The sequence below is a fragment of the Tsukamurella pseudospumae genome (assembly GCF_001575205.1).
GTDB lineage: Bacteria > Actinomycetota > Actinomycetes > Mycobacteriales > Mycobacteriaceae > Tsukamurella > Tsukamurella pseudospumae.
Genome location: NZ_LSRE01000013.1, coordinates 104,086 through 130,170, shown reverse-complemented (window position 1 = coordinate 130,170; position 26,085 = coordinate 104,086). Strand labels below are relative to the sequence as shown.

Annotated in this window: 31 protein-coding genes; 16 read left to right on the top strand and 15 right to left on the bottom strand. The window is 71.0% G+C overall.

Annotation, left to right across the window (positions count from 1 at the left end):
- Nucleotides 1–35 precede the first annotated feature (35 nt).
- Together rraA and AXK61_RS11535 are read right to left on the bottom strand one after the other, a co-directional pair.
- Nucleotides 36–527 carry a ribonuclease E activity regulator RraA gene (rraA, locus tag AXK61_RS11540; protein WP_068575230.1) on the bottom strand — a complete coding sequence of 164 codons (492 nt, stop codon included), beginning with the start codon at nucleotides 525–527 and terminating at the stop codon, nucleotides 36–38.
- A gap of 38 nt (nucleotides 528–565) precedes the next feature.
- Nucleotides 566–1,471, bottom strand: a complete 906-nt coding sequence (locus AXK61_RS11535) for a PDDEXK family nuclease (RefSeq protein WP_068745427.1) — start codon at nucleotides 1,469–1,471, stop codon at nucleotides 566–568.
- A gap of 233 nt (nucleotides 1,472–1,704) precedes the next feature.
- Between AXK61_RS11535 and AXK61_RS11530 the strand changes: the two genes are divergently transcribed.
- Entirely contained in the window at nucleotides 1,705–3,255 is a 1,551-nt protein-coding gene (locus tag AXK61_RS11530; RefSeq protein WP_068745425.1) for a succinic semialdehyde dehydrogenase, read from the top strand.
- Nucleotides 3,256–3,307: 52 nt separating this feature from the next.
- Here the strand turns inward: AXK61_RS11530 and AXK61_RS11525 are convergent, their stop codons facing one another.
- Nucleotides 3,308–3,661, bottom strand: coding sequence for a nuclear transport factor 2 family protein (locus AXK61_RS11525; protein WP_068745423.1), 354 nt, complete (start codon nucleotides 3,659–3,661; stop codon nucleotides 3,308–3,310).
- Between the two features lie 125 nt (nucleotides 3,662–3,786).
- Here AXK61_RS11525 and AXK61_RS11520 point away from each other — a divergent pair, with 125 nt between their 5' ends.
- The gene (locus tag AXK61_RS11520; protein WP_068745421.1) at nucleotides 3,787–4,548 is read left to right on the top strand and encodes a helix-turn-helix domain-containing protein; all 762 of its coding nucleotides are present in this window, start codon (nucleotides 3,787–3,789) and stop codon (nucleotides 4,546–4,548) included.
- Here AXK61_RS11520 and AXK61_RS11515 read toward each other — a convergent pair.
- On the bottom strand, nucleotides 4,531–5,457 hold the full coding sequence (locus AXK61_RS11515; RefSeq protein WP_068745419.1) for an SGNH/GDSL hydrolase family protein: 927 nt from the start codon (nucleotides 5,455–5,457) through the stop codon (nucleotides 4,531–4,533). The genes AXK61_RS11520 and AXK61_RS11515 overlap by 18 nt on opposite strands.
- An 85-nt stretch (nucleotides 5,458–5,542) precedes the next feature.
- On the opposite strand from AXK61_RS11515, the gene AXK61_RS11510 reads away from it, so the two are divergent.
- Nucleotides 5,543–6,034 carry a hypothetical protein gene (locus tag AXK61_RS11510; protein ID WP_156485640.1) on the top strand — a complete coding sequence of 164 codons (492 nt, stop codon included), beginning with the start codon at nucleotides 5,543–5,545 and terminating at the stop codon, nucleotides 6,032–6,034.
- Nucleotides 6,035–6,114: 80 nt separating this feature from the next.
- Complete coding sequence (locus AXK61_RS11505) at nucleotides 6,115–6,663, top strand: M15 family metallopeptidase (RefSeq protein WP_068745417.1); 549 nt, start codon at nucleotides 6,115–6,117, stop codon at nucleotides 6,661–6,663.
- Between the two features lies 1 nt (nucleotide 6,664).
- Here the strand turns inward: AXK61_RS11505 and AXK61_RS11500 are convergent, their stop codons facing one another.
- Nucleotides 6,665–7,360 (bottom strand): DUF6474 family protein, encoded by a 696-nt coding sequence (locus AXK61_RS11500; RefSeq protein WP_068745415.1) that lies wholly within the window; start codon nucleotides 7,358–7,360, stop codon nucleotides 6,665–6,667.
- 97 nt (nucleotides 7,361–7,457) lie between these two features.
- On the opposite strand from AXK61_RS11500, the gene AXK61_RS11495 reads away from it, so the two are divergent.
- A complete protein-coding gene (locus tag AXK61_RS11495; RefSeq protein ID WP_068745413.1) occupies nucleotides 7,458–9,044 on the top strand; it encodes a TM0106 family RecB-like putative nuclease in 1,587 nt (528 codons plus the stop codon).
- Here AXK61_RS11495 and AXK61_RS11490 read toward each other — a convergent pair.
- Nucleotides 9,041–10,108 (bottom strand): hypothetical protein, encoded by a 1,068-nt coding sequence (locus AXK61_RS11490; protein ID WP_068745411.1) that lies wholly within the window; start codon nucleotides 10,106–10,108, stop codon nucleotides 9,041–9,043. The genes AXK61_RS11495 and AXK61_RS11490 overlap by 4 nt on opposite strands.
- A gap of 197 nt (nucleotides 10,109–10,305) precedes the next feature.
- Between AXK61_RS11490 and AXK61_RS11485 the strand changes: the two genes are divergently transcribed.
- The 3 genes from AXK61_RS11485 (at nucleotide 10,306) to AXK61_RS11475 (ending at nucleotide 12,500) form a co-directional block, all read left to right on the top strand.
- Nucleotides 10,306–10,788: a helix-turn-helix transcriptional regulator gene (locus AXK61_RS11485; protein WP_068573578.1), complete on the top strand. Its 483-nt coding sequence runs from the start codon at nucleotides 10,306–10,308 to the stop codon at nucleotides 10,786–10,788.
- A gap of 105 nt (nucleotides 10,789–10,893) precedes the next feature.
- Complete coding sequence (locus AXK61_RS11480; RefSeq protein WP_068573579.1) at nucleotides 10,894–11,397, top strand: hypothetical protein; 504 nt, start codon at nucleotides 10,894–10,896, stop codon at nucleotides 11,395–11,397.
- The gene (locus tag AXK61_RS11475; protein WP_068745409.1) at nucleotides 11,388–12,500 is read left to right on the top strand and encodes an MAB_1171c family putative transporter; all 1,113 of its coding nucleotides are present in this window, start codon (nucleotides 11,388–11,390) and stop codon (nucleotides 12,498–12,500) included. The genes AXK61_RS11480 and AXK61_RS11475 overlap by 10 nt, the downstream gene beginning before the upstream one ends.
- On the opposite strand, the gene AXK61_RS11470 is transcribed toward AXK61_RS11475, so the two are convergent.
- From AXK61_RS11470 to AXK61_RS24940, 6 genes are all read right to left on the bottom strand, one after another.
- Nucleotides 12,497–13,255, bottom strand: a complete 759-nt coding sequence (locus AXK61_RS11470; RefSeq protein WP_068745408.1) for an SDR family NAD(P)-dependent oxidoreductase — start codon at nucleotides 13,253–13,255, stop codon at nucleotides 12,497–12,499. The genes AXK61_RS11475 and AXK61_RS11470 overlap by 4 nt on opposite strands.
- 79 nt (nucleotides 13,256–13,334) lie before the next feature.
- On the bottom strand, nucleotides 13,335–14,060 hold the full coding sequence (locus AXK61_RS11465) for a TMEM165/GDT1 family protein (RefSeq protein WP_068745406.1): 726 nt from the start codon (nucleotides 14,058–14,060) through the stop codon (nucleotides 13,335–13,337).
- Nucleotides 14,061–14,348: 288 nt separating this feature from the next.
- Nucleotides 14,349–14,954, bottom strand: coding sequence for a class I SAM-dependent methyltransferase (locus tag AXK61_RS11460; RefSeq protein WP_068745404.1), 606 nt, complete (start codon nucleotides 14,952–14,954; stop codon nucleotides 14,349–14,351).
- A gap of 30 nt (nucleotides 14,955–14,984) precedes the next feature.
- Complete coding sequence (locus AXK61_RS11455; protein WP_068745402.1) at nucleotides 14,985–15,458, bottom strand: hypothetical protein; 474 nt, start codon at nucleotides 15,456–15,458, stop codon at nucleotides 14,985–14,987.
- 138 nt (nucleotides 15,459–15,596) lie between these two features.
- Nucleotides 15,597–16,199, bottom strand: a complete 603-nt coding sequence (locus tag AXK61_RS11450; RefSeq protein ID WP_068573585.1) for a superoxide dismutase — start codon at nucleotides 16,197–16,199, stop codon at nucleotides 15,597–15,599.
- Nucleotides 16,200–16,353: 154 nt separating this feature from the next.
- Nucleotides 16,354–16,527 (bottom strand): hypothetical protein, encoded by a 174-nt coding sequence (locus AXK61_RS24940; RefSeq protein WP_156485639.1) that lies wholly within the window; start codon nucleotides 16,525–16,527, stop codon nucleotides 16,354–16,356.
- Nucleotides 16,528–16,804: 277 nt separating this feature from the next.
- Between AXK61_RS24940 and AXK61_RS11445 the strand changes: the two genes are divergently transcribed.
- The 7 genes from AXK61_RS11445 to AXK61_RS11415 all read left to right on the top strand — a co-directional run bounded on the left by AXK61_RS11445 (nucleotide 16,805) and on the right by AXK61_RS11415 (nucleotide 21,623).
- Nucleotides 16,805–17,203 (top strand): hypothetical protein, encoded by a 399-nt coding sequence (locus tag AXK61_RS11445; RefSeq protein WP_068745401.1) that lies wholly within the window; start codon nucleotides 16,805–16,807, stop codon nucleotides 17,201–17,203.
- 43 nt (nucleotides 17,204–17,246) lie between these two features.
- On the top strand, nucleotides 17,247–17,666 hold the full coding sequence (locus AXK61_RS11440; protein ID WP_068745399.1) for a DUF2752 domain-containing protein: 420 nt from the start codon (nucleotides 17,247–17,249) through the stop codon (nucleotides 17,664–17,666).
- Nucleotides 17,667–17,713: 47 nt separating this feature from the next.
- Nucleotides 17,714–18,622, top strand: coding sequence for a S49 family peptidase (locus AXK61_RS11435; protein ID WP_068573588.1), 909 nt, complete (start codon nucleotides 17,714–17,716; stop codon nucleotides 18,620–18,622).
- A 165-nt stretch (nucleotides 18,623–18,787) separates the two neighbouring features.
- Nucleotides 18,788–19,138 (top strand): rhodanese-like domain-containing protein, encoded by a 351-nt coding sequence (locus AXK61_RS11430; RefSeq protein WP_082778128.1) that lies wholly within the window; start codon nucleotides 18,788–18,790, stop codon nucleotides 19,136–19,138.
- Nucleotides 19,138–19,968 (top strand): DUF4328 domain-containing protein, encoded by an 831-nt coding sequence (locus AXK61_RS11425; RefSeq protein ID WP_068745397.1) that lies wholly within the window; start codon nucleotides 19,138–19,140, stop codon nucleotides 19,966–19,968. The genes AXK61_RS11430 and AXK61_RS11425 overlap by 1 nt, the downstream gene beginning before the upstream one ends.
- Entirely contained in the window at nucleotides 19,953–20,711 is a 759-nt protein-coding gene (locus tag AXK61_RS11420) for a glycerophosphodiester phosphodiesterase (RefSeq protein ID WP_068745395.1), read from the top strand. The genes AXK61_RS11425 and AXK61_RS11420 overlap by 16 nt, the downstream gene beginning before the upstream one ends.
- 9 nt (nucleotides 20,712–20,720) lie before the next feature.
- Complete coding sequence (locus AXK61_RS11415) at nucleotides 20,721–21,623, top strand: DUF5926 family protein (protein WP_068573591.1); 903 nt, start codon at nucleotides 20,721–20,723, stop codon at nucleotides 21,621–21,623.
- 3 nt (nucleotides 21,624–21,626) lie between these two features.
- On the opposite strand, the gene AXK61_RS11410 is transcribed toward AXK61_RS11415, so the two are convergent.
- Genes AXK61_RS11410 through AXK61_RS11400 form a run of 3 tightly spaced genes read right to left on the bottom strand, consistent with a single transcriptional unit; the run spans nucleotide 21,627 to nucleotide 24,523 of the window.
- Nucleotides 21,627–22,286: a TetR/AcrR family transcriptional regulator gene (locus AXK61_RS11410; RefSeq protein WP_068573592.1), complete on the bottom strand. Its 660-nt coding sequence runs from the start codon at nucleotides 22,284–22,286 to the stop codon at nucleotides 21,627–21,629.
- A 9-nt stretch (nucleotides 22,287–22,295) separates the two neighbouring features.
- Nucleotides 22,296–23,714: an LCP family protein gene (locus AXK61_RS11405; protein WP_231855519.1), complete on the bottom strand. Its 1,419-nt coding sequence runs from the start codon at nucleotides 23,712–23,714 to the stop codon at nucleotides 22,296–22,298.
- A gap of 32 nt (nucleotides 23,715–23,746) precedes the next feature.
- Nucleotides 23,747–24,523: a CPBP family intramembrane glutamic endopeptidase gene (locus AXK61_RS11400; RefSeq protein WP_068573594.1), complete on the bottom strand. Its 777-nt coding sequence runs from the start codon at nucleotides 24,521–24,523 to the stop codon at nucleotides 23,747–23,749.
- Nucleotides 24,524–24,591: 68 nt separating this feature from the next.
- Between AXK61_RS11400 and AXK61_RS11395 the strand changes: the two genes are divergently transcribed.
- Nucleotides 24,592–26,052, top strand: a complete 1,461-nt coding sequence (locus AXK61_RS11395; RefSeq protein WP_068573595.1) for an NCS2 family permease — start codon at nucleotides 24,592–24,594, stop codon at nucleotides 26,050–26,052.
- Nucleotides 26,053–26,085 lie beyond the last annotated feature (33 nt).

Here is a 26,085-nt window from a genome sequence, read left to right as displayed (position 1 = left end):
CGGCGCTGGAAGAGGGTGGCACCGGGGTGGGGGCCCTACCGGAGGACGATGCCGTCCTCGTCGCTGAAAAGCGTGTCTCCCGGCGTGAAGGTGACGCCGCCGAAGGTGAGCGGCACGTCGCGCTGCCCCTCCGCGGTCTTCGTCGACTTGCGGGGGTTGGTGCCCAGGGCCTTGACGCCGATGTCGAGAGTGCCGATCACGGCGGCGTCGCGCACGGCGCCGTACGCGACGATGCCGGCCCAGCCGTTGGAGCGGCCGAGCTCGGCGATGAGGTCGCCGACCAGGGCGGTGTGCAGCGAGGGCACGCCGCTGGAGTCGGAGCCGTCGATGACCAGCACGCGGCCCTCGCCGGGCTCGCCGAGGACGGACTTGAGCAGCGCGTTGTCCTGGAAGCACTTCACCGTGACGACCTCGCCGGCGAACTGCTTGCGGCCGCCGAACTGGCGGAACTGCGTGTCGCAGCTGCGCACGTCGGGGCCGATCTCGTCGACCAGGTCCGCGGTGGGGGTGAACTGCACGTTGCTCATGTTCGCCAGGGTATCCGGCTCGAGGAATCGGAGGATTTCTAGGTGGCGCTCGGCATATCCGCCCCCGCGTCGAAATCGTCGGATTCCACGATCCGGACGGGTCCGCGGTGGCGACCGGTGCGAACGATGTCGAGAATGTCGGCGAGGATCCGCGGCCACGCGCCGATCACCTCGGAGTAGTCGATGCGCATCACACGGTAATCGCCGCGAGTCGCGACCCGGTCTCGCCGGTTGTCCTCCAGACGCTGCGCGCCGCTGTGGTACTCAGTGCTGTCGCACTCGATGATGAGCCGGTCGCCGACGAGCAGATCGACACGTCCGATGCCGGGGATGGATTGCTGGCTCCGCACCCTGATCCGCGCGTACTGCAGGCGGAATCGGACGAGCGACTCGGTTCCGGAACCTGCCACCGGATCGAGGAAGTCCAGTAGCCGAGTGATGTGCTGCGAGGCACCGTCGAAGATCTCGCGGAGATCGGCGACCGAGTAACGGTCATGGTCGAGGCGGAGCGTCGAATCGAGGACTGCGACGAACTCGTCGGCGGCCAGACAGTTCGCTGCGCACCGGAGAGCATCCGGGAGCGAGTCGACCGCGCGAACAGGAGAGCTCATGGGGTGTCCGGCGTCGCAGTCCTGGTGCGCCGGCTTGCGTCGATGCCGGGCCCGTCGCAGGTGGGTCTTGCTCCGATCCGGCGGGATCCACACGCCGGGGTGATACCGCAGAGCGGACACGCAGGCCAGAACCGCTCCGCCTTTGACTGCGGCGACCACGAGCGCGTCGGCGCCGCCGAGTCGGTACCAGCCCCGACGTACTGCCACGATGTCTCCGCTGTGGCGCAGCCGCTCGATTCCAGCAGCATCGGCTCCTGCCGTCAGTGCCGCTCGGCGTGAGAAAACTCCTCCGTCGGGCCCGGCGAGAGTCTCGAGGATCTCGATCGTGTCCATGAGAGCATCCTCTCGGGGCTCGGCCGCCGGATCGCCCGATGATGTGCCAGCTGTGGAGGAACGAAGTTTCATAACCTCATCTGTGGAGAGAGGCGGTTGGGGAATCCGCAGATTTCCTGCTCAGAGCGCATGTATCCAGTTCCGCGGGGGATCCGGCCGAATCTCCGAGGCCGCGGCCGGGCCGGTTGCCACCGTCTATTGAGTGACCATCAACAAGCGGGTAATCTGGCGTCATGCCAGCACCCACCCAGGCCACGTTCGACCGTCTTCGCGCCCTTTCGGCGATCGATCACCCGGAGGAGCGGACATCGCGCGATGTCCTCGAAGCGTTCTCCGGGGAGAAGGTCACCACGATCCCCGTCGGCACCGCCGAGGACGTGGCCAAGGCCTTCGAGCGCGCCCGCGTCGCGCAGAAGCAGTGGGCGGCGCGCACCCCGCAGGACCGCGCGAAGGTGCTGCTGAAGTTCGCGGACCTGGTGGGGGACAACCGCGCCGAACTCATGGACATGGTGCAGCTGGAGACGGGCAAGGCCCGCCAGTACGCGCAGGAGGAGGCGCTGGACGTCGCGATGACGGCCCGCTGGTACGGCAAGAACGCGCCGAAGATCTTGGCGGAGAAGAGCACCGACGGCATGCTGCCGGTGTTCACCAAGACGCGCGTGCGGTACCAGCCCAAGGGCGTCGTCGGTGTGATCGCGCCGTGGAACTACCCCATCACCCTCGCGGTATCGGACGGCATCGCCGCGCTCGCCGCGGGCAATGCCGTGGTGCTCAAGCCGGACTCGCAGACCCCGTACTGCGCGCTCGCCGCCGTCGAGCTGCTGTACAAGGCCGGCCTGCCGCGCGACCTGTTCGCCGTGGTCCCGGGCCCCGGCGGCGTCGTGGGCACCGCGATCGTCGAGGCCGCGGATTACCTCATGTTCACCGGCTCGTCCGCGACCGGCGCCACGCTCGCCGAGCAGTGCGGCAGGCGGCTCATCGGTTTCTCCGCCGAGCTGGGCGGCAAGAACCCCATGGTGGTCACCAAGGACGCCGACATCGCGCACACGGCCGACGGTGCGGCCCGCGCCGCGTTCTCGAACTCGGGCCAGCTGTGCATCTCGATCGAGCGGATCTACGTCGAGCGGGAGATCGCCGACGAGTTCGCCCGCGCCTTCGCCGAGCGCACCGCCACGCTCGCACTGGGCGCGGGTTACGACTTCACCAACGAGATGGGCTCGCTGGCGTCGAAGGCGCAGATCGACACCGTGGCCGCGCATGTCGACGACGCGGTGGCCAAGGGTGCGACGGTGCTCGCGGGCGGTAAGGCCCGCCCGGACCTCGGCCCGTTCTTCTACGAGCCGACGGTGCTCAAGGACGTGCCGGAGGAGGCCGTCTGCTTCAAGTCGGAGACCTTCGGCCCGCTCGTGTCCATCTACCCGGTGGACTCGGTCGACGAGGCGATCGAGAAGGCCAACGACACCGAGTACGGGCTCAACGCCAGCGTCTTCGCCGGCACCACGAAGCAGGCGCAGCAGATCGCCGAGCGGATCAACGCCGGTACCGTCAACATCAACGAGGGCTACGCCGCGGCATGGGGTTCCACCGCTGCGCCGATGGGCGGCATGGGTATCTCGGGTGTGGGCCGGCGTCACGGCACGGAGGGCCTGCTCAAGTACTGCGAGTCGAAGACCATTGCGCAGCAGCGGATCATCGGCATCGGCGGCATCAAGGGTGTGCCCCGCAATGTCTTCCTGGGCATCGTGCCTTCGGCGATCAAGGCGCTCAAGCTGATCGGCCGGTAGGCCGACGAGCACCGATGGCCCCTCTGCGGAGGGGCCATCGGCGTCCTCCCGGTCAGGCGGGTACGCGGTCCAGGAATCCGGCGACGGTGGCGATCCGACGGTCCGCGTCGACGGTCACCACGTCGAAACCGATCACGGGCGGCTCGCTGCCCGCGGGGCCGAGGCCCCACTGGAAGCGCACCTGGTCGTGGTGCGCGTCCGGCTCCCCGACGAGCGTGAACTCGAAGCCGGGGAACTGCTCGTGCACGCCCTCGACGACGGCACCGATGGCCTCGGTCCCGGCGACTGCGGCCATCGGGTCCACGTAGGTGGCGTCGGGGGTCCAGTGCGCGTCGAGCAGCGCGCGACGGGTCTCCGGATCGACCGCGTTCCACGTGCTCAGGTAGGCGGTGACGATGTCGTTCATGATGTCCTCCAGTGTTTTTCGGATCCTGCTGATCGTTCGACGCCGAGTCTGCCGGCGGCGGGATCCGGTGACGATTACCTCCGAGGTCATGGTGGCGCTTCCCCCGCGCGACTAGATTCGCGTCCATGACGACGATCGAGGTCGGCCCGCTCCTGCGCACCTGGCGGCAGCGCCGACGGCTCAGTCAGCTCGAGCTCGCGAGCCGCGCCGAGGTCAGCGGGCGGCACCTGAGCTTCGTGGAGACCGGACGTTCGCACCCGAGCGCGGAGATGATCCTGCGGCTCGCCGAACACCTCGACGTGCCGCCGCGCGAACGCGATGCGCTCCTCGTCGCCGGCGGTTTCGCGCCGCGCCACGACAGCCCCGTCGACGCGGCGGGGGTACTCGCGTCGTTCCGCACGCTTCTGGACGCGCACGCGCCCTATCCCGCGGTGCTGCTCGACCGGTACTGGGATCTCGTGGACGCCAACGACGCGGTGCCGCCGCTCCTCGACGGCTGCGCGGCGCACCTGCTGGAGCCGCCGATCAACGTCGTCCGGCTGAGCCTGCACCCCGACGGGCTCGCGCCGCGCATCGTCGAGCTCGGGGCGTGGCGTGCGCACCTGCTGCACCAACTGTCCGCGCGCGCCGACCGGACCGCCGACCCGCGACTGGCGGCGCTGCTCGCGGAGTGCCGGGAGTACCCGGCCGGCGCACCGGCGCCGGAGCCCTCGGGCCCCGTCGTCGAGCTCGTGCTCCGCATGCCCGACGGTGCGCCGCACCTGCGGCTGTTCAGCGTGGTCAGCGCTGTGCTCACGCCCCACGACGCCACCGTCGACGAGCTGCATCTCGAAACCTTCCTGCCCGCCGACGAGGCGACCCGGGAACGGCTACAGGCGCGGCCCTGACGCCCGCAGCGCGGCGGTGATCGCCGCCGCGACGGCGCGCCCCTCCTCGGGGAACGGGTGCATCTCCGCGGCGCGGGGATCGTCGTCGACGCCGTTGATCCACGGTCGGGCGCTGCACAATTCGTGGCCCTTCGACGCGGGTTCCATGTCGACGTACTCCGCCTGAGTGCTCGCAGCGGCCTGCCGGACGGCGCGGTTGAGCCGCTCGGTGAGGATGCTCCGCATCCACGGGATCGACGCGGTGCGGAAGAACCGGATGGTCGCGCAGGAGCGGTCACCGTCGAGCACGGACGGATAGCCCACCACCAGGATCCGCGCCCGCGGCGCCCGCTCGCGGACCGCGCGGACGATGCGCTCGTTCGCCGCGGTGATCCGGGCGAGCCGGGCGGTGACGGCCCCGTCGGACAGGCGGGCCGGGCGGGTGCGCTCGTCCGCGGTGCAGCGCACCGTCTTCGAGGCCGACGGTGCCGCGCACGCCTCGAGGATGTTCGCGAACAGATCGCCGTCGTTGCCGCCGAGGGAGATCGTCACCAGCTTCGTCTCCGCGCCGATGCCGGTCAATTGCGGTGCGGCGGAGTAGTACCCGAGCTTCGGTGATCCGGCCCGCTGGCGGGTGAAGGCGTCGTCGGTCTTCGCGCCGCCGCAGGTGTTGTCCCGCAGTGCGTTCGGCGCGAGGCCCAGCGAGGCGGCGACGAGCTTCGGGTAGTTCTGCGTGGATCGCCCGCACGAGCGCTCCTGTTGCGAAGTGCCGACGGTGGCGTCGGCGGGCAGCGACGAGTAGGAATCTCCGAGCGCGACATAGGCCGGCGCGGGCGGGGCCGCCGCCGCCGGTGCGGCGCCGAGCACCGCCGTCGTGACGAGAACCGCCGCGCCGAGCAGGGACAGGGACGGGCGGGTGCGCATCGACATGCCGTCACTGTATTGCGCGCGGTCGACGGCCGCAGCCCGTCGAAATCCCGTTGCGGCGCGGAGCCGGATGCTGGAACCTGGAGGCATGGAGGTCACGTTCGTCAAGCGCCGGAACGGGTACGACGTGCGGATCACTCGTGCGAAGGGCCCGGAGCTCGCGCCGCGCGGCGGCCCGGGCGGCCGCCCGCCGGTGCCGCACGATATCGCGCATCTCATCGTGGAGGCCGAGGCGGGCCTGCGCGGCGGTGTGTTCGGGCGGCTCGCCGACGCCAACGGCCTCGACGGGCTGTTCTGGCCGGCCGATCCGGCGGAGCGCCGAAAGGCCTCCCGGCGCAATCGGCAGCCGACCCCGGCGCAGTCCGCGGACATGGCGCGGTCGGAGTACCTGGCGTCGCTGACCGCGGCGCTGTGGGAGGTCGAGCGCGGGCACCGGAAGCCGGAGCCCGCCTGGCCCGGCGCGCTCGAGGACGCCGATGTCGAGCCCGCCCTGCGGGACCGGATCTTCGCCCGCTACGACGACATCGCACCGCGCTGGGCCGCCCTTCCGGACGGCGGTGAACTCGTACTGCGGTGGTGAGACCGGATCGGGGCACGACCGGGACGGGACGGCGGACCGTCGGCGACGGGACCGGGACGTGAGCGGCCCACCGTGGGCACATGGCTCATGTGTTCACGAAATCCACTGCGGCACTGGTGATCGTGATGACGGTCGCCGCGTGCTCGGAGACGCTTCCGGGGATACCGGACGGGACGGGCGCCGGCACCGTCGGGCCGCTGGGGGAGGCGGACGGCGTCGTTGCGGACCACGTGGCCGTCGATGCCGACGTGCCCGCGGTGACGAACCTCGATCCGCGCCTGCGGCAGGCGGTGCGGAAGGCGGCGCTCGCCGCCGAGCGCGAGGGGGTGAGCACCTATCTCACGTCGGGCTGGCGCTCGCAGCGCTACCAGCGGTTCCTCTACGACGAGGCCGTGCGGCGCGACGGCGCGCAGGAGGCGGCGCGGCTCGTCGCGAGCCCGACGGACTCCGAACACGTGACGGGCGACGCGGTCGACATCGGGCCGGACGAGGCCGCCCGATGGATGAGTCGCAACGGCGAGCGGTACGGGCTGTGCCGGATCTACGAGAACGAGATCTGGCACTACGAACGCAGGTCCGGGCGCATGTGCCCGGACCTGGTCGCCGACGCCTCGGAGCGGCAGCGGTGAACTACGAGCTGACGCCCAGGCGGTTGAGCAGGTCGGCGTCGATGCCGTCGAGCTCGCGGGCGATGGCCTGGTGCGCCGGGCGACGCCGAGCCGGCGGCATCGACTCGGACGCGGTGACCGCGGTGCCCAGGTCGTCGAGGCGCTTCGCTACGGAGGCCGTGAAGGACTTGGTCTCCGCGTCGGGATGCGTGGCCGCGAGCTGGTCCAGCGAGCGCCGCGCCGCCGCGACGCGGGCGGAGAGCCCGCCGCCGTAGCCGGCGAACGCCGCGACCTCGTCGACGGGCACGCCCAGGCGCGAGGCCTTCGCCGCGTCCAACTGGTTCCGGCCGGCCTGCGCCGCGCGGTACGCGATCGGCACCACGACGGGCGCCAGCAGGCGCGCGGTGGAGATGTACCGCTTGAGCCGCGCCTCGGAGAGCAGCTTGCCCTCGACCGCCGCGCGAGCATTGGTCTCCGCGATCTTGAGGTTCGCCGCGTCCGCCTTGCCCTGCGCCTTCGCCACGATCTTCGAGCGCTGCAGGTCTGCTTTGAGGGCCTTGCGCTCACTCTTCGACGCACTCTTGACGACGCGCTTGGCGTCGCGATCGGCGTTCTTGGCGGCGAGCTTCGCCTCGAGGCGCGCCTTGGACTTGAGCGCCTTGGCCTGCGCGCGGCGCTCCGCGCGGGAGGACTTCTTCTTCTTGCCGAACAAACCCATCAGTGCACGTCCTTGTAGGTCAGTACTGCCGTCCGGTACAGCATTGCACAGCGCGGCTCCGCGAGTTGTCGGTGCCGCCCGCCATACTGCTAGGGAAGTGAACATCAACGAGGCAACCACGACGAATCCGGTGAGCGCAGGGTCGCTCACCGGTTGCCGGCACCGTCTGGCTCTCGAGGCCCGCGCCCCGCAGGGCGAGCCGGACCCGGGCATGGAGTTGCGGGTCGAGGCGGCCGCCGTGTTCCGCGCGTCGGTCCGGGACGGTCTGCCGGGACTCACCGTCATCGCGCCGGGTGAGGGAGCGGTCCGCCGCACCCTCGCGGCGATGGAGGCGGGCGCCGATCGGATCTGGAACGCCGTGCTGCCCACCGCGCACGACCGCCGCGGTCACAGCGAACTCCTGGTCCGGCTCGCCGACGGCTACATCCCCGTCATCGTCGTCAACCACAAGACCTGCGATCCCGTCTCCGGTTCGCGCCCCGCCCCCGGACCGGACGGCGCGCCCCGCGGGCCCGTGACCTCGCCGCTGGAGCGCTGGGAGCCCCACGAGGACCAGACGGTGCGGGTCCGCCAACACCGCGGCGACCAGATGCGCCTCGCCCACATCACTCGCATGCTGCAGGACACGGGGTTCGCGTCGCGCACGCTGCTCGGCGGGAGCATCGGGGTCGACGGTGCGCGGATCGTCGTGCACGAGGTCGGCCCGCTCCTGGCCGCCTACGACGAGCGGTTCGCGGACCGTCGGGCCGTGCTCGCGGGCGTCGTGGAGACGGAGCCCGTGCGCGTGGCCGAATGCCGGAGGTGCCCCTGGTGGCCCCAGTGCGCGCAGACCCTGACCCTGGCCCGGGACGTGAGCCTGGTGGCCGACGGCCGCTCCGCACCCGGCCTGCGCGAGGCGGGCATCGTCACCGTCGACCAGCTGGCCGAGTACGAGGGGCCCCAGCCCGAGGACGTGCCCGTCCCGATCGCCGACCTGCGCGCGATGGCGCGCGCCTGGCGCGACGGGCAGGTGCTCGTGCGGCGGCGCCCGGAGGTGACGGTGCGCCGGGCCGATGTCGAGGTGGACGTCGACATGGAGAGCTACCAGGAGTACGGCGCGTACCTCTGGGGCACGTGGCTGCGGCGCGACGGCGTCGAGCTGGGCTACCGGCCCTTCGTCACCTGGGACCCGGTGCCCACGCGTGACGAGGCGCGCTCCTTCGCGGAGTTCTGGGCCTTCCTCATGGACCGTCGCGCGGAGGCGCACGCCACGGGCAGGACCTTCGCGGCGTACTGCTACTCGCAGAACGCCGAGAACAAGTGGCTCCTGGCGTCGGCGGACAGGTTCGTGGGCGAGCCCGGCGTCCCGGTGCGGCGCGCGGTCGAGGAGTTCATCGCGTCACCGGAATGGGTCGACATGTTCGACGCGGTCGGCGATTCCTTCCTCTCACTGGAGGGCCGGGGCCTGAAGAAGGTCGCGCCCGTCGCCGGATTCCACTGGCGCGACGCCGAAGCCGGCGGCGAGGCCTCGATGCTCTGGTACCGCGTGGGCGTCGGGATCGACGGGGGATTCGGCGACGCCGAGCGCGCGGTGCAGCGGCAGCGGATCCTCGAGTACAACGAGGACGACGTGAAGGCCACGGCCGCGCTCCGCGCGTTCATGTCGAGCGACCGCGTACTCGCGCTGCCGGTGGTGGGCGCTTAGGCCTGCGCCTGGCGGAGGTGCGCGCGCCGCAATGCGTCCGCGAAGCTGCCGCTGCCGAGCAGTGCGATGCCGCCGAGGATCGCGATCATGGCGGGGGAGAGCTGGCGCGCCGTCTCCGCGGCGACCGGCGCCACGCGCTGCGCGGACGTGACCGCCGACGCGAACACCGTGGTCTCCTGGGGGCCGGTGCTCTGGTTGCTCGTCGGGCGGTCCGTGTCCGACGGTGCCGGCTTCGGCGCGGCCGGAGCCGGTGCGGGAACCGGCTTCGGGACGGCCGGTGCCGGCGCAGCGGCGACGGGACCCACCACGAGGGGAGGGACCACGACCGGTGCGGGCGCCGCGGCGGCGGGCGCCGCGGGAGCGGCGGCCGGAGCGCTGGGCTCGTCGGCAGTGGCGGACGAATCGTCGCCCAGGCCCGCCGTGGTCTCGGGGAGCGGACTGCCGGTGCGGACGCCGGGGGTCTCGGGCTTCGCCGGACCCGTCGACCCGCCGGTCGAGGATCCGCCGGTCGAGCCGGAGGGGATCGACGGTGCCGTGGCGCCGCCGGACGAGCCGCTGCCCGAGCCGCCGAAAATGCCACCCAGGATTCCGCCGATGATGCCGCCACCGTGGTGGCTGCCGCCGTTGCCGCCCGTTCCGCCGGTTCCGGTCGTGCCGCCGGTTCCACCACTCTCGGTGCCGGTGCCGGTGCCGGTGCCGGTGCCGGTGCCGCCGGTGCCGGTTCCAGTGCCGCCGTTGCCGTTGCCGTTGCCGGTGCCGCCGTTGCTGTCGTTGCCGGAGTTCGAGGGGTTGACGCCCCGTCCGTAGCTACCGCCCGAGCCGGACGCCGAGCTGTCGCCGCCGCGGACACCGCCGCCGGAGTTGCCGTCGTTGGAGTTGCTGTCGTCGTTGCTCGACGAGGACGAACTCTCGCTCTGCGAGGTCGACTGGCCTCCATCGGAGGAGCCGGACGAGGTGTCGGAATCGGGGGCGGCCCACGCCGGCGCGGATGCGATTGCACCGACTGCCAGGGCCGTTACGATGACGGCCCGAATGCGGCGGGAAAGATGCGCAGGGCGAGACACAACGCACCCCTTCCGCAGTTGTCGCACAGTTATGAGTAAGAATACAGCATGGATGCACTGATTCGATAGGCGATCACGAAGAGGTCGTGGCCGATGGCAAAGTGCGCTATAGTGTGATCAAGCTTGGTGGACTCGCAACAGACGAGGTGGGGCCACAGGCGGCAGGTCGTGCCGGTGATAGAGAGGGATGGCACAAAGTGGACACAGGTAATAAGTACGACAGCGACGCCCTGGTGGGTCAGGGTCTGTTCGCGAGTCGGCTCGAGGAGCTGTTCCGCACGGTGCCCGGCCCCAACGGTCGCGCATTCACCGCGAAGGCGATCGCCCAGCGGTCGACGGCCCTGGGCTTCCGCCTGGGCGAGTCCTACCTGAGCCAGCTGCGCTCGGGCAAGGCGAAGTCGCCGTCGTTCCGCACCGTCGAGGGCATCTCCGCGGCATTCGGTGTGGACGTGCACTACTTCCTCGAGGACGAGGCGGCGCAGCGCACGCGTGACCAGATCCACCTCATGCGGCTCCAGGCCGACACCAAGGTGCAGATGGCCGCGTTCCGCCTGGCAGGCCTCTCGCCGGACTCGGTGAACATGGTCAACGAGCTCATCAAGGTGCTCCGGGTGCAGCAGGGCCTGCCCGCCGATCCGCCGGAACTTCCCGTAGACTCGCGCGAAACTGAGGGACTGTAACCTTCTCCGGTTGACCTCGCCGCTCAGCGGCCCGTAGGACGGGCCGCGAGCGCGCGTCTGCCGGTCCGCGCCGTCCCTCCTGGATCCGTCGAAGGAGGGGCGTGCGTGCGTTCCGTCAAGGCCCTTCGCCGCCTCTGTGAGAACGAGGTGCGCAGTCTCGACCTCGACCTGCCCTTCGACGCGGTGCAGCTGTGCGAGAAGTACGGCAAGCGCCGCGGTCGGGACATCCTGGTGATCTCGCAGCCGCTTCCCGTCGGAATGCCGAACGGGCTGTGGCTCGTCGGTGACGACGCGGACTACTTCTTCTACCAGGCGAACACGTCGCGCACCCATCGCGACCAGATCATCATCCATGAGTTCGGCCACCTCATCGCCGGTCATCAGAACGCCGGCCCCTCGGTGCACGCGGAGCAGATGCCCGCCGAGGAGGCCGACGCCGCCCTGCACCGGACCTGTTACGACGACGCGAACGAGTGGGAGGCGGAGATGATCGCCTCCATCATCCTCGGCTGGGCGTCCGAGGCCGGTGCCCTCGCCGGCCGCACCGCGAAACACGACAGCCTGCGCGGCATCCAACGCGCGTTGGGAGGACATTCCCGGTGGCTGTGAAGATCGTGAACGTACTCGGCGTCGCGTTCTTCACCCTGGTGTTGTGCTACCGCGTCGACCGGCTCTACCGCGCCAAGGCCGGCATCCAGGCCGTGGCCGTGACCGTCGCCATCGCGGCGCTCACCCTGGCGGTGCTCCTGCTGAACTCGCCCCTCGCCTCGAGCATCGACGGTGCGCTGTGGCGCGGCTCCAGCCGCCTCGGCGGCTACGCGGCGCTGGCGCTGGGCGTGGCCGCGCTCGCCGTCGCCTTCTTCTACGGCCCCACCGAGTCCGCGCGGCAGCGTCGCGCCGGCATGGAGGCGGTCCCGCTCCTCGCGTCCGTCATCGGTCTGTCCGTCGCGATGACGGTGATGCCGCCGTCGCTGCGCGATGCCACCCTGGACACGCTCACCGTGCAGGAGCTCGGCTTCGCCGTGTTCTTCGCGATCGCGGGCGGCTACCTCATGTACGGCCTCGCGGACTGCGTCCTGTCCCTCACGCGACTCATGCCCTTCGCGGACGGCTACCTGGTGACCTCGCTGCGGCTCATGGCCGCCGGCCTCGCGCTGACGGCGATCGGCTCCCTCACGCAGGTCGTCTTCGTGCTCACCAGCATCGTGCACGCCGTGTCCTGGCCGGTCCTGCTCACGGTCTCGCGCGGGTGCACCGCGGTGGGGATCGTGCTGTTCGTCATCGGGCTCAGCTACCCCGGTGTGCGGGGCTTCTTCGTGCAGCTCGACTACCGCAAGCGGCACCGCCGGGACTACAAGCGGCTGGAGCCGCTGTGGCAGCTCCTGACCACCGCGGTGCCCGAGGTCGTGCTCGACGCGAAATCGGCCGGCAAGGACCCGCACCTGCGGTTCCAGCGACGTGTCGTCGAGATCCGGGACGTACTGGTCCAGCTCAGCCCCTACCTGCCGGACGACTTCGGCGACGGGGTTCCCGAGGAGAACGTGCACAACCTGCTCGTCGCGATCGACCTGCGTAACGAGGCCGGGGCGGCCCCGGCACCGTCGAGCATGGTGCTGCCGCCCGAGGGCACCTCGATAGACGACGACGCCGCCCCGCTCCTCGTCCTGTCGGACGCGGTCGGGGCGACGCCGGCGGAGGAACTGCAGATCTAGCGCGGAGCCATCCGAATGGCCCCATCCATGCGCACCGTCTCGCCGTTGAGGTAGTCGTGCTGCGAGAGGAAGTACGCGAGGTCCGCGTACTCGGACGGCTCGCCGAGGCGCTGCGGGAAGGGCACGCCCGCCTCAAGGGTCTGCTTGAACTCGGGGGTCACGCCGGCGAGCATCGGGGTGTTGATGATGCCGGGGGCGATGGTGTTGACGCGGATGCCGAACTGCGCCAGGTCGCGCGCCGCGGTGATGGTCATCGCGTGCACGCCGCCCTTGGAGGCGGTGTAGGCGATCTGGCCGATCTGGCCCTCGAAGGCGGCGACGGACGCGGTGTTGACGATGAGGCCGCGGGAGCCCTGCGCGTCGGCCGTCTCCTGCTTGCTCATCTGGTCGGCGGCCAGGCGCATGACGTTGAACGTGCCGACCAGGTTGATGTTGATGACGGTCTGGAACAGGTCCAGGGCGTGCGGGCCGTTCTTGGAGAGGATGCGGCCGGCCCAGCCGACGCCGGCGCAGTTGACGGCCACGCGCAGCGGGCCGGCCTTGACGGCCTCGGCGATCGCGGCGAGGACCTCGTCCTCCTTGGTCACATCGGTGGCGATGAGGTGCACGTTCTCGACGGGGGTGGCCTTGTCGATCGACGGCTGCAGGTCGAGCCCGAAGACGGTGGCGCCCGCCTCGGCGAAGCGCTTGGCGGTGGCGGCGCCGAGGCCGGAGGCGGCGCCGGTGACGATGACGGAGGAGCCGGACACGTCCATGGCTGTTTCCCTTCTGTGGTGACATGCGCCCTCGCCGGTGGGCGGGGCGACCCGTCTCACAGTAGTGAGCGGCCGTTCTTCAGGGCGCGGGGGTGCCGGACAGCTCATCGGCCGGGGCGAGGGCGGACCGTCGGGCCACATGGGCGCGCCGGACCGCGTACAGGCCCAGGGCGGTGACGGCCGTCGTCAGCGCGAGGGTCACGGCCACCGCGGTACCGCTGGTCAGCCCGACGATCGCGTCGACGAGCATCCACCCGGCGAAGCCGAAGAACAGCACCGTCGCGATGACGTGCACCGCGCGCTCGGGGATGCGGTGCCCGAACAGTGCGCCGACCGCGATCGCCATGCCGCCGGCCAGGATCATGCCGATCGTCGAGCCGATCCAGATACCCAGCGCGTTGTGGCCGGTGGAGAGGGTGATCGTGGCGAGCATGGTGCGGTCGCCGAGCTCGGCGAGGACGAACGCCGAGGTCACGGCCAGGAACACCGCCCAGTTGGAGCGCGCGGACGCCGCGGTGTCGGGCTGCTCGTCGTCGTCGGGGCCCTCGCCACGCCAGGTCCAGAACGCGAACGCGAGCATCGTGAGCGCCGCGCCGACCGCCAGGACGTGCGTCGGGAGTGCCGCGCCGACCGTCGCCCCGATGACCACCGATGCGGCCTGGATCGCGACGGTGGCCACGGTGATGCCGGCGAGGACGGTGGCCCAGTGGTGCTTCATGGCGAACGTGAGCGCCATCAGCTGGGACTTGTCCCCCAGCTCGGCGAGGAAGACGACCAGGAAGCCGACGATCAAAGCGTTGAACACGGTGGAACCTCCGAAAAGACCTGTGCCACACGGATCCGCGTTCGCAGACCGCGCAAGTGGCACAAAGGTCTCGCCCACCGCGACGTGCGGTTCGCGGGGCCGGGCGCCATCGGGGTTCCAGTGTGTCGACCGCGCGATTGGGGGCTACTCCCCTTCGTGCATAGTCCAGCGTAGTCACGCCTCAGCGGAATCGCAAGTAACGCAATAGTTTTAACGACCTGTCGCAGTTCTTCAGGCGTCCTGTGCGAGGGTTTCGGCTCCCCGTATCCGACGGTGCCGGTGCCCCGTTCAACGCCGGTGGGCCAGCAACTGCGCCATCGGGAAGCGGTAGCCCTTGTCGCGGTACACGATCCGCCAGGCCTCGTCGAAACCCGCCTCGGCGAGGACCTCGCCGAACCCGTCCGGGTGCCATCGCCAGGCCGGCGCGACGGCGTGATCGAAGGGGATCGGCGGGCCCGGCTCGTCGGCCGCTTGGAACGCGACGAGCACCGGCGAGCCGGGGGACAGGAGCGCGGCCCAAGCCCCCAACGCCCGGCGGACCTCGGACGGTTCCACGTGAATCAGGCTGAACCGGGCGAGGATCGCGGCGATCGGGCCGGCGGGCAGGGCGCTGAGGGAGGCGTCACCGTCGACGAAGGGAACGTGGGGGTGCAGCCTGCGGGCGTGGGCGAGCATGCCGGGGCTCGGATCGACACCGATCACGTCGAGGCCCCGCGCGGTCAGATCGGCGGCGACGTGCCCGACACCGCACCCGACGTCCACGGTGCGACCGGGGCGACCCGCGGCCGCCTCCGCGAACGCAGCAGCGGCGTGCGCCTCGATCGGGAACTCGTACGGGTCCGGAAAGGTCTCCGCGTAGAGATCGGCCATCGCGTCGTACCCCGGCTGCGTCATGCGATCACTGTGGCACGGGGCACCGACATCTCAGCGCGCGGCGGGATCCCCCTCGATGTCCGTGATCTGCCAGTTGCGCTTCTTGTCGAGGGTGACGTTGTAGACCGAGACCGTGGACGCCCCGGCCGGCGCCTTCACAGAGGTCGTGCGGATCCGTACGAAGCACGTCGCGCGCCACGTGTCATTGCCCAGCGACGTGATCTCCGCACCCGCGAGGCCGGCGGTCGAGACCCACTGGAGATCCCGGTAGAGGGACTCCATACCGACGGAGGCGTCGGTCAGTGTCCGGGCGAGTTCGGGTGTGGTGCCTCGGGTCAGCCTCGCGCGCCACTGGCCGAACTCGCGGTAGTCGACGGTGGCGGCGCCGACCGCGTACTGCTCGCAGGCGATCCGACGGGCAGTGGCCTCGTCGCCGGGGGCCGGCGCGGCGTGTGCGACGGCGGGGCCGAGGGCGGCGAGGGAGACGGTGGACATGAGCACTGCTGCGGAGCCGCGCGAGATCATGGAGATCCTTCCGATGACGTGAATACCGTAATCACGATAACGAAAAACGGTACTCCTGTCGCGCGAGATGTGCCCCGACGACGAAACCCCGCCGGCGCAGTGCGCTGGACGGGGTTCCGAGGCTGAGGGGATGAGGACTCAGGCGGTGGCGGCGGCGTAGCGCGCGGCGACGTCGTCCCAGTTCACGACGTTCCACCAGGCCTTCACGTAATCGCCCTTGACGTTCTTGTACTGCAGGTAGAAGGCGTGCTCCCACATGTCGAGCTGCAGCAGCGGGGTGAGGGCCTCCGAGATGTTGCCCTGCTGGTCGGTCAGCTGCTGGATGACGAGGCGCTGCCCGATGTGGTCGTACGCGAGCACGGACCAGCCGGAGCCCTGCAGCGTCATCGCGACGGCGTTGAAGTGCGCCTGGAACTTGTCGAAGCCGCCGAACTGGTCGTCGATGGCCGCGGCCAGGTCGCCGACCGGCTTGTCGCCGCCGTTGGGCGACATGTTCTTCCAGAAGATGGAGTGGTTGGTGTGGCCACCCAGGTGGAAGGCGAGGTTCTTCGAGAGCAGCGGCGCCTTGGTGGCGATCGAGCCGTCCTCGCGGGCCTCGGCGAGCTGCTCGAGGGCCTGGTTGGCGCCGGCGACGTACGCGGCGTGGTGCTTGCTGTGGTGCAGCTCCATGATCTCGGCCGAGATGTAGGGCTCGAGAGCGCTGTAGTCGTAGTCGAGGTCCGGCAGAGTGTAGACGGCCACGTCTTTCCCTTCGATTGCGAGGACGATCGTCCTCTGATTGGTCCTACGTACTCGTCCAGCTTTTCTTATCTGGAATGGTTCCGCAATAAGGACGGCCGAATGCGCATGAAGTGCTGTTGAGGTTCGTGCGGGGCTTCAGCCGCCCGCCGGGGCTTCAGCCCAGGGCGATGATGAGCACGAGTGCGAGCGCGAGCGCGGCGACGGTCAGGCCGGTGCGGGTCAGCGAACGCGAGAAGTGCACGGTGCACGAGCTGCGGGCCGCCGCATCGGCGCCCGTCGCGATGGATCGAGTGTGCTTGACCGCCATCGCGCCCTCCCGTGATTGCAACTGTGAATTCTGTCACAGCTGTGGTGTGGACCACCATAGCCGACCTACACGGACGTAGGAAATCGGATCTGATATCGCGCCCCGATAATCCGCACCCGAAGTCCGCGTCGCCGGATTGTCCGATATTTGTTGTTCACGCGAGTGAATGTGACCTATTAGACCGCCGGATTGCTTTACGGCGCTCACCTGCGTCGCGACCGACGCGGTCGATAGAATCGGTCGCAGTTCCTATCGCAAACGCTTGGAATCCGCCGTGTGCGGACGGATCATGGTTGTCATGACCGGATTCAGCATCGGGGTGCGCACCCAGCACCCGCACGCTGGTCGGGCCGGCCGCATTCGCACCCTCGTCGGCGGCCGCCAGACCCGCGCCGACATCGTCGTGTCGATGACACTGCTCGTCGCCTCGTTCACCGCGACCATCGCGAACCTCGTGCTCGCGGTGCGCGCGCTGCCCTCGTTCCGCGACTGCGCGGCGATGGCCTGCAGCTACGGCGGCGACCTCGACGTCCTGGCGATCACGTTCCTGACCTCGATGCTGCTCGGCACCACCTTCGGCGCCCACGCGGTGCTCAACCTGCTCAACCGCCGCAACGCCTGGGGCTACGCGGCGCTGGACGCGCTCGTCTCGGTGGGCTGCCTGTTCGGCGGCCTGGCCTGGATCGCCGCAGCCTGATCGGCCAGGGCCCCGTCGACCGCGGGAGGCTAGCCTGGACCCCATGACGGCCACCACCTCACCCGCCCGGTGGAGCCTGCGCGCCGCGGCCGGTCCCCTCGCCACGGCGGCGGCGGTGGGCGCGACCGCTCTCGCCCTGCACCTGCGCGACCCGCACCAACAGGGCAGCTGGGGCGTCTGTCCGCTGTACGCGGTGACCGGCCTGTACTGCCCGGGCTGTGGCGGCCTCCGCGCGATCAACGACATCACCAACGGTGCGTTCGGCGCCGCTCTCGGGTCGAACGCGCTCGTCTACCCCGCCGCGGCGATCGTGGTGTGGCTGTGGATCGGCTGGCTCGGCAGAAAGGTCGGCTTCCGGGTCCCGTCCCTACCGACGAACACCTACCTGTGGGTCACCGTCGGCGTCCTGATCGCGGTGTGGACCGTCGCCCGCAACCTCCCGGGCTCACCACTGGCGCCCTGACCTGCGCCGACGCCGAGATGTCGGGGTGGCCCGCTACCGTCGGGGCCATGAGTCCTCTCGTGACCGATCTGCAGGACGCGGCCAAGGCCGCGAGCCACCGCGTACGCGCCGCCCTGGGCCAGGCCGGCGGAGTCGTCCCCGTCGTCCGCCTGGAGGGCCCGATCGCCGCGCCCGCGATGTCCGGCGGGCTCGGCCGCGGCGCGCTCAACCTGGCCGGTGTCGAGCCGGTGCTGCGCCGCGCCTTCGAGACCGACGACGCCGTCGCCGTCGCGCTCGCGCTGAACAGTCCCGGCGGCTCGCCCGCCCAGTCCGAGCTCATCGGCACCCGCATCCGGCAGCTCGCGGAGAAGCACGACCTGCCGGTGCTGGCGTTCTGCGAGGACGTCGCCGCGTCGGGTGGCTACTGGCTGGCCTGCGCCGCCGACGAGATCTTCGTGACCAGCACGTCCATCGTCGGATCGATCGGTGTCATCTCGGCGAGCTTCGGCGCGAAGGAGTTGATCGGCAAGATCGGCCTGGAGCGGCGCGTGTTCACCGAGGGGGACGCCAAGCATCGCCTCGACATGTTCGAGGACGTCCGCGAGGGTGACCTCGAGTGGCTGCACGGCATCCAGGGCGACATCCACACCGCCTTCCGCGAGTGGGTCCGGTCCCGCCGCGGCGATCGCCTGGGCGAGGATCCCGCCCTGTTCACGGGCGAGGTGTGGATCGGCCGCAAGGCCGTCGACCTGGGCCTCGCCGACGGCATCGGCACCCTGCGCGGCGTCCTCGCCGACCGCTTCCCCGACGCGGAGATCGAGGCGATGCACACTCCGAAGCCGCTGCTCGCCCGGCTGCTCGGCGGCAGCACCGCGATCGACGGTGCCGGGCTCGCCGCGTCGCTCACCGCCGGGGTGCTCGACGGTGCGCTGTCCGGTCTCCAGCGCCGCGGCCTGTGGGCGAATTACGGATCCTGACGTGATCGATCCACAGGGCGAAGGATCCGCGCTGGTGAAGCGTGCACAACACAACCCTCAACCTGTGGATGAGCCTGTGGAAACTGTGGATGAAGCCGCTCGGAGGCATCGCCTTCGCGCTGATATCTCCGGGGAGTCCACCCCCGCGCGTGGAAGACTGGTGCTATGACGGACTACTCCGGCGACGGCCCGATCCCCGTCGACGCGCTGCCGGCCGATGTGGCGGCCGCCGCGGCGATCACCCTGCTCGACGTCCGTGAGCAGGACGAATGGGACTTGGGCCACGCGCCCGGCGCGCTGCACATCCCGCTGGCCGAGCTGCCGGTCCGGTTCGAGGAGCTCGACCTCGACTCCGAGGTACTGGTGATCTGCCGCGGCGGTGGCCGCTCGGAGCAGGCCGTGCGCTATCTCGAGACCGTGGGTGTCGAGGCGGTGGTCGTGGACGGCGGGATGATCGCGTGGGCGTCGTCCGAACGGCCCGTCGTGCGCCCGGACGGCACCCCGGGGGCCGTCTGATGCACCCGACCTCGGCGCGCACCGAGGCCCCGCGCCGGCGCATCCGCTGGCTGGCGCGCCGCCCGCCCGAGACGCTCCCGGTGCCGAGGCGGGCACCGTCGGGCCCGAAGCCGACCCCGCGCTACCCGGCCGTCCCGCGCTGGGGGCTGCGGCAGGACTTCACGCCCGTGCCGGCCGCGCCGCTGAGCGCGGCGGAGGCCGCGGCGGACGTGACGCCCTTCGTGCTCCGCCTGACCACGGTGATCGTCTTCGTCGCCGCCGCGGCCGAGGCGCTGGCCTACCTGCTGCTGGTGATCAACCGGGCGGGCCCGGTGCCCGGCTGGCTCGCGATCGTGGCGACGGTCGCCGTGTTCGCGACGGGATGGCTCGCCGTGCTCGCGGTCCTCGCGCTGATCGCGGTGCTCGCGCTGTGGCTGCAGGCGGCCCGCGCCCGCGCCTTCGCCGAGCTGGGCACCCGTGAGCCACGGCCCGTCTGGCAGCTCTGGGTGTACTGCCTCGTCCCGGTGGTGAACCTGGTGGCGGCGCCGGTGCTGGTCCTCGAGCTGGTCGACGCGCAGCGGCGCGCGGACGGCGCGCGGACGGATCGTCGCGCGATGTTCATCCGGCGCTGGTGGGCTGCGTGGATCGCGCTGACTATCGTCACCGTGGCGTGCATGGCGTACTCGTTCGCGGCAGGCGGCCTGCAGCACGGCGCCGACGCGATGGTGTACACCGCGCTGACCTATCTGCTGTCCGGCGCGTTCCTGCTGGTGACGGCGCGATCGGTGCGCATGATCGACGGGGGGCCGACGGCCCGCGAACGGGAGGAGACGCGATGGCTGGCGGCGTAGCGGGGGTCGTGGCGCACCGGGGAGCGAGCGGCGAGTACCCCGAGCACACGATGAGCGCGTTCGAGGCGGCCGTCGCCGAGGGTGCCGACGCCATCGAGTGCGACGTGCGGCTCACCAAGGACCAGCACCTCGTCTGCCTGCACGACCGCACCGTCGAGCGCACCTCCGACGGCACGGGCGCCGTCTCCGAGCTCGACCTGGCCGACCTCAAGGCCATGGACTTCGGCTCCTGGAAGCGGCCCGGGCACCCCGAGCCCGTCGTCACCCTCGACGAGTTGATCGAGCTGGCGCGCGCGTCCGAGCGGAAGCTGTTCGTGGAGACCAAGCACCCCGTGCGGTTCGGCGGCATGGTCGAGCAGAAGCTCGTCGCCGCACTGCAGCGGCACGGGCTGGCCAAGCCCGCCGACCTGCGGGACGCGCCGGTCACCGTCATCTCGTTCTCCGGCTCCGCAGTCTGGCGCGTGCGGCGCAACGCTCCCGGGGTGCCCGCGGTTCTGCTCGGCGAGGCCTCGCGGCTGCTGGGCGGCGGCGCGGCCACGGCGGTCCGGGCGCAGGGCATCGGCCCGTCGGTGGAATCCCTGCGCGAGCGTCCGGACACCGTCGCCAAGGCACGGGCCGCCGGCCGATTCACCTACTGCTGGACCGTGGACTCCGAGGTCGACGTCGCGCTGTGCAACGGACTCGGCGTCGAGTGGATCGCGACCAACCACCCGGCGCGCACGCGGTCCTGGCTGCGCGGATAGGCTTCCCGCATGGGTAGACGCGAACGCAATGCCACTCCCCGCGAGGGATCCAACCGTGCCGAGAAGCTGGCCGCGCAGCGCGCCCGCACCGAGGCCGCCGAGGCCGTCACGGCCCGCCCGTTCGAGGGCCTGGCCGCCGAGTGCGACATCGTCGCGCTGCGCCAGTTCGTCCCCAGCGCCACGGCGCCACTGAAGGTCGCGGGCGCGAACCGCGAGGTCCGCCTCGCGACGGTGCTCCCGGGCGCCGCGTACGCGCTGGTCCGCGAGGAGGCCGACGGTGTCGTCGGCTACGCCGCGCTGCAGACCGCCACCCGCCCCGAGGCGCCCGGCGCCGCGCTCGCGGGTGCCGCCCGGTTCGCCGCGGACGCGTCCGTCGGCGAGGCGCTGTCCGAGACGCCCGACGGTGCGCTGCTCGAGGTCCTCGACGCCGCCGCGCCGCTCGAGATCACCGTGCACAAGGACTTCGACTGGTGGCTCGCGGGGACCGCCGGAACGGACGCGCAGACCCAGCAGCTCGTCGAGCACGCCAACTCCCTGATCACGCCCGCCGCCCGCCTGGACCTGGGCGCCGACGGGATCGGTGCGCCGTGGTGGGCCGACACGGGGTCGAAGGCGCACCTGCGCTGGGTGCACCCCGCGCCCGAGGACGAGCTCATGGCCGCGCTGGCCCGCGTGCACGCCGCCGGCGGCCTGACGGTGGGTGAGGGCTCCCGGTTCGCCGGCTCGTTCCGGTCCGACGGCCTGCTGGTCCCCGTCTTCGACCTCGACCGCGAGTCGCACCCCGACGAGTGGGTGCCGGGCACCGTCGAACTGGCCAAGCGGCTGGCCGAGGCCCTGGCCGACGACAGCGAGCTCACCGCCGCGCAGCGGCGCTCGCGCGACGGCCTGCGCGGCCGTCAGGTGTCGCTGTAGGGCTCAGCCCGGGAAGCGGTCGCCGAGGGCGCCGTGGAGGTACGCGGTGATCGTGCCGCGGATGTCGTAGGTCGCCGTGCTCGGATCGAGGGCGCCGAGCGTGCGGGCGAGCCGCGGCCGGTCGATCACGTGCTGCGGGATCTCGCGCTCGTACCAGGCGCTGGACGTCGGGCGGGCGTCCCGCAGGGCGTGGTTCGTCCGGACGGTCACCTCGCCGATCACGATGCGCCACAGGCCCAGCAGCAGGTGCAGTGACTCGTCCTCGGGGATGTCGAGGCGGTCGGTGGTCTGCAGGAACTCGTCGAAGGACCACGCCGAGTAGGCGTCGATGATCTCGTCGCCGGCGAGGACGTCGATCACCCACGGGTGCTGGGTGAGGTGCTCGATGACCGCGAGCGGCAGTTGGATCAGGCGCTCGCGCGGGTCGTCGGACAGGTCGGGGATCGGCGTGTTCCACGACTGGTGCTCGAGGACGGCGCCCAGGAGGTCGTTCTTCGAGTCGAAGTAGTGGTAGATGCCCATCGCGCTGATGTCGAGGCGCGCGGCGAGGGTCCGCATCGAGAACTTCAGCGGCCCGTCGTTGGTGAGGATGTCCGCGGCAGCGGCCACCACCTGCTCGCGATTCACCTTCGGCGGACGGCCGATGCGGCCGCGTTCAGTCATGACGTCACCTTATCCGGTTCCGGGGGTCCCACTGAGTAGACGTGCGGGAATGGGCTGGTCGGCGGCGATCAGGCCGAAGAACTCGGTGGTGTTCTTCCCCCACGCGAGCGAGTCGCCGTCACTGGTGTACTCGCTGCCGGCGGTCGGGGTGGTCGTCGTGACGGTGCCGCCGCGCAGTGCCCACGCGAGCCGGCCCAGGTCCCACAGGTGCGTATCGGAGTCGACGGTGAGCGCGTCGGCGACCGCGTTCGACAGGCCCCACAGCTCGAACGGGTTGAGCAGCGTGGTGGGCGAGGTCGTCTCCTTGAACAGCGCCGACATGAACTCGCGCTGGTGCACCACCCGGTCGAGGTCGGCGTTGGGGGTCGCGCGGGTGCGGACGTAGCCGAGCGCCTGCGCGCCGTCGAGCTCCTGGCAGCCCGCCTTGAGCCGGATCCCGGCCTTCGGGTCGTTGATCGGGTACTTCGGGCACATCTCGACGCCGCCGACCGCGTCGACCATGTTCGCGAAGCCGCCGAAGCCGATCTCCGCGTAGTGGTCGATGTGGACGCCGGCGGCCTTCTCGAAGGTCTGGACCAGCAGCTGCGCGCCGCCCGCATCGCCCGCACCGGACGTGCTCCCGAGGAAGTACGCGGCGTTGATCTTGTGGCCGCCCTGGCCGGGGATCTGCACGTACAGGTCGCGGGGGATCGAGATCAGCGTCGCATCGCCCGACTCCGGGATGTGCACCAGCATGATCGTGTCGGTGCGCGCGCCGCCGAGGTCGCCGCCCGTGGCCAGCGCCTTCTGCTGCGCGGGCGTGAGCCCCTCGCGCGCATCGGTGCCGACGAGCAGCCAGTTGGTGCCCGGTGTGTCGGCGATCCGCCCGGAGTAGGCGGCGAGCGCGTCGATCCGCTTGAGCTTGCCGTCGAAGTAGAACGTGCCCGCGACCGTGCCGACGAGGAGGAGCACGACGATCACCACGAGCCAGCGGAAGGGGTGCAGCTTGCGCTTGCGGCGCACCTTCTTGGGCGCCGGTGCCTGCGGTTCGGGGGCGGCGGCGGACCGTCGGCCCCGGTCCTTGTTGCGGGGTGGGCGCGGGGGCGGCGGGACGCGTCCGCCACTGCTGCCCCGGGCCCCGACGGTGCGCTGGACCTCGTCCGCGGGGAGCGGCTCGGGGGCCTGGCGGGGCGCCCAGTCCTGTCGGGGCTGCGGAGCCGGTCGCTCGACGCGGGTGGCGCGGGGTTGGGCCGACGGTGCGGCCTGCCCGGGGCGACTGTGCGGCTGCTGACCCTGTTGCGGCGGCGGTACGGGCCGTCCGCCCTGCGGTGGGCGGGGGATGCCCTGGGGGTGCCGGGGCGCGCGGGAGCGCGGGTCGCCCTCGGGCACCTGCGACCAGGCGAGGTTCGGCTGGTGCCGGTCCCGGCCGCGCGGTCGTTCGTCGTTCACGTCGTCCGACTGTACGGGCCGTGACTGAGAATTCAGCGTAGGAAGCCGAGGTGCGGCCGCAGGAGCGCGTACCCGACGAAGGCGACCACATCGAGCAGGAAGTGCGCGATGACCAGCGGCCACAGCCTGCGCCAGCGGTCGTAGGCGGCGCCGAAGACCAGGCCCATCACCAGGTTCCCGAGGCCGGCGCCGAAGCCCTGGTAGAGGTGGTAGCTGCCGCGGAGCACCGCGGACGACGCGAGGGTGCCCGCGCGACCCATCCCGAGCTGCCGCAGCCGCGTCATGAGGTAGCCCACCACCACGACCTCCTCGGCCACGGCGTTGCCGGCCGCGAGCAGGACGTAGGTGAGGATCCGCCACCACTGCACGTCGCCCGACGCGGGCACCACGCTCGCGGTCACGCTCAACGCCCGCCCGGCGGCGTAGAGCGCCAGGCCGGGGATCCCGATGAGCGCGGCCAGGCCCGTGCCCAACCCGATGTTGCGCATGAGCGCGGCGCGCGGGCCGCGCAGCGCGAGGCCGATGTCCGCGAACCCGATGCCCGACCGGATCAGCAGGTAGAGCGCCAGTGCGGCCCATCCGAACAACTGGACCGCGCCCAGGACCTGCAGGAGGAAGTCGATGACCGCGTGCGGGCTGCGGACGGGGTTGAGGGTCACCGTCGTCGATCCGACCCCGGCCCCGAGCTGGTAACCGATCAACCGGACCAGCGAATACAGCCCCGACCAGGCGAAGGTCACCGTCAGGACGATCGCGACCTCGGCGCGCAGCAGGCGGCGCTCGCGCGGCGCGGCTTCGGGGACGGTCACGGGGCCACCCTAGCGGGGGCGTTGTACGATTCGCGCGATCGAAGCCCACCGCCCGAAGGGGAACACGCGTGTCCGCTCCCACCGAGTCCCGCCTGGGACCGCTCGACCGGTTCTTCCGCATCTCCGAGCGCGGTTCGACGGTGCCCCGCGAGCTCCGCGGCGGCCTCGTCACGTTCTTCACGATGGCCTACATCGTGGTGCTCAACCCGATCATCATCGGCGGCGTCGTCGGGCAGACGAAGAACGTCGACGTGCTCGGCCACGTGCTGCCGACCGCGCAGGTCGCCGCCGTGACCGCCCTCGCCGCGGGCGTCATGAGCATCGCCTTCGGCCTGATCGTCAACTACCCCTTCGGCATCGCCGCGGGCCTGGGCGTCAACAGCCTGCTCGCGGTGACCATCGCGCCGCAGGTCACCTGGCCCGAGGCGATGGGCCTGGTGGTGATCGACGGCGTCATCATCGTCATCCTCGGTGTCACGGGCTTCCGCACCGCGGTGTTCCGCGCCATTCCCGCCGAGCTCAAGGCGGCCATCGCCGCCGGCATCGGCTGCTTCATCGCGTTCATCGGCCTGGTCGACGCAGGGTTCGTCCGGCGCATCCCCGACGCCGCCGGGACGACGGTGCCCGTCGGCCTCGGCATCGGCAACTCCGTGGCCGCGTGGCCGACGGCCGTGTTCGTCTTCGGCGTCCTGCTCATCGGGATCCTCGTGGTCCGCAAGGTGCCGGGCGCGATCCTGCTGGGCATCGTCGTCACCACGATCGTCGCCCTGATCGTGCAGAAGGTGGCGGGCCTGGGACCGTCGTTCAAGGACCCGCACGGCTGGAGCCTGAACATCCCCGAGCTCCCGTCCTCGTTGGGCGGCGCGCCGGACCTGTCACTGGTCGGCGAGGTGGACCTGTTCGGTGCGTTCACCCGGATCGGCGTGCTCGCGGCGTCGGTGCTGGTGTTCGCGCTGGTGCTGTCGAACTTCTTCGACGCCATGGGCACCATCACCGGCCTGACCAAGGAGGCCGGGCTGATGAAGGACGACGGATCCGTCCCGAACATCGGCAAGGCCCTGGCGGTCGAGGGCGCGGGCGCGATCGTCGGTGGTGGGGCCTCGGCGTCGTCGAACACCGTGTTCGTGGAGTCGGCGTCCGGCATCGCCGAGGGCGCGCGGACGGGCCTGGCGAACATCGTGACCGGCGTGCTGTTCCTGCTCGCCATGTTCTTCACCCCGCTCTACGAGGTGGTGCCGTCCGAGGCCGCCGCGCCGGCGCTGGTGATCGTGGGCGCCATGATGATCGGCCAGCTGCGCGACATCGACTGGTCGCGGTTCGACATCGCCCTGCCGGTGTTCCTCACCGTGGTCTCGATGCCCTTCACCTACTCCATCGCGAACGGCATCGGCATCGGCTTCATCACCTGGGTGATCATGGCCGTGGCACGCGGCAAGTGGCGGACGATCCACCCGCTGCTGTGGATCGTGGCCGCACTGTTCCTGCTGTACTTCGCGAAGACGCCGATCGAGACCCTGTTCGGGATCTGATCTCCCGGAACGCTGTTCGACGGTGCGGTCGGT

Bases quoted from the DNA above. Each gene is read 5' to 3' on its own strand.
- AXK61_RS11410 (WP_068573592.1), bottom strand. From the start codon at position 22,286: ATGACTGAACGCGGCCGCATCGGCCGTCCGCCGAAGGTGAATCGCGAG.
- AXK61_RS11435 (WP_068573588.1), top strand. From the start codon at position 17,714: ATGAGTCCTCTCGTGACCGATCTGCAGGACGCGGCCAAGGCCGCGAGC.
- AXK61_RS11415 (WP_068573591.1), top strand. From the start codon at position 20,721: ATGGGTAGACGCGAACGCAATGCCACTCCCCGCGAGGGATCCAACCGT.
- AXK61_RS11445 (WP_068745401.1), top strand. From the start codon at position 16,805: ATGACCGGATTCAGCATCGGGGTGCGCACCCAGCACCCGCACGCTGGT.
- AXK61_RS11530 (WP_068745425.1), top strand. From the start codon at position 1,705: ATGCCAGCACCCACCCAGGCCACGTTCGACCGTCTTCGCGCCCTTTCG.
- AXK61_RS11455 (WP_068745402.1), bottom strand. From the start codon at position 15,458: ATGATCTCGCGCGGCTCCGCAGCAGTGCTCATGTCCACCGTCTCCCTC.
- AXK61_RS11500 (WP_068745415.1), bottom strand. From the start codon at position 7,360: ATGGGTTTGTTCGGCAAGAAGAAGAAGTCCTCCCGCGCGGAGCGCCGC.
- AXK61_RS11425 (WP_068745397.1), top strand. From the start codon at position 19,138: ATGCACCCGACCTCGGCGCGCACCGAGGCCCCGCGCCGGCGCATCCGC.
- AXK61_RS11470 (WP_068745408.1), bottom strand. From the start codon at position 13,255: ATGGACGTGTCCGGCTCCTCCGTCATCGTCACCGGCGCCGCCTCCGGC.
- AXK61_RS11520 (WP_068745421.1), top strand. From the start codon at position 3,787: ATGACGACGATCGAGGTCGGCCCGCTCCTGCGCACCTGGCGGCAGCGC.
- AXK61_RS11460 (WP_068745404.1), bottom strand. From the start codon at position 14,954: ATGACGCAGCCGGGGTACGACGCGATGGCCGATCTCTACGCGGAGACC.
- AXK61_RS11510 (WP_156485640.1), top strand. From the start codon at position 5,543: ATGGAGGTCACGTTCGTCAAGCGCCGGAACGGGTACGACGTGCGGATC.
- AXK61_RS11525 (WP_068745423.1), bottom strand. From the start codon at position 3,661: ATGAACGACATCGTCACCGCCTACCTGAGCACGTGGAACGCGGTCGAT.
- rraA (WP_068575230.1), bottom strand. From the start codon at position 527: ATGAGCAACGTGCAGTTCACCCCCACCGCGGACCTGGTCGACGAGATC.
- AXK61_RS11515 (WP_068745419.1), bottom strand. From the start codon at position 5,457: ATGTCGATGCGCACCCGCCCGTCCCTGTCCCTGCTCGGCGCGGCGGTT.
- AXK61_RS11505 (WP_068745417.1), top strand. From the start codon at position 6,115: ATGGCTCATGTGTTCACGAAATCCACTGCGGCACTGGTGATCGTGATG.
- AXK61_RS11420 (WP_068745395.1), top strand. From the start codon at position 19,953: ATGGCTGGCGGCGTAGCGGGGGTCGTGGCGCACCGGGGAGCGAGCGGC.
- AXK61_RS11535 (WP_068745427.1), bottom strand. From the start codon at position 1,471: ATGGACACGATCGAGATCCTCGAGACTCTCGCCGGGCCCGACGGAGGA.
- AXK61_RS11430 (WP_082778128.1), top strand. From the start codon at position 18,788: ATGACGGACTACTCCGGCGACGGCCCGATCCCCGTCGACGCGCTGCCG.
- AXK61_RS11440 (WP_068745399.1), top strand. From the start codon at position 17,247: ATGACGGCCACCACCTCACCCGCCCGGTGGAGCCTGCGCGCCGCGGCC.